The sequence below is a fragment of the Stenotrophomonas sp. GbtcB23 genome (genome assembly GCF_019091045.1).
GTDB lineage: Bacteria > Pseudomonadota > Gammaproteobacteria > Xanthomonadales > Xanthomonadaceae > Stenotrophomonas > Stenotrophomonas rhizophila_A.
The window spans coordinates 1-441 of sequence record NZ_JAGXKC010000208.1 but is presented as its reverse complement, the minus strand read 5'-3'; the positions used below and the strand labels follow the sequence as shown (position 1 = coordinate 441).

The following is a 441-nucleotide window of genomic DNA, read 5'->3' as shown; positions in this document are numbered from 1 at the left end:
TCCGCCAAGGTCGAGGGTCAGGCTGCTACCCTCGGGACGGTAAAGATCCAGGTTGCGCTGCATGCCATTCCAGGTCACGCGCGCGCGGCCTGACCAGGCATGGGAAACGAAGATCAACCGGAGGCTGTCCGCATACGAGCCCCGCCATGCTATTGACGTTGGGACGGAAGGATCCACAGCAACCAGGAACGGCGCCTTGTCCACCCATTTTCCCGATTGCCTGAGGTCACTGAACGGGACATCCTTTCCATCGCGCTCCATCCGCAGCCAAACCTCCCGTCCTTGTGAGCTCTCCGACTTCCCGTCCAATACGCGTACCGAGACGTTCGCAACGCTGTTCGGCGCGGGCGAGATCGGCAATGCGAACAACAGGATCGTACCGGTAACCAGGGCGCAGGCGATTGCGATCACGCGGATGCGCGTGGACAAGGCGCATGCCCA

At 61.9% G+C, this 441-nt stretch carries 1 protein-coding gene; it reads left to right on the top strand.

Annotation, left to right across the window (positions count from 1 at the left end; all coding sequences use genetic code 11):
* Positions 1 to 196: 196 nt before the first annotated feature.
* On the top strand, positions 197 to 441 hold a 245-nt coding region (locus KVS69_RS18825), incomplete at its 3' end, for a hypothetical protein (protein WP_217539494.1).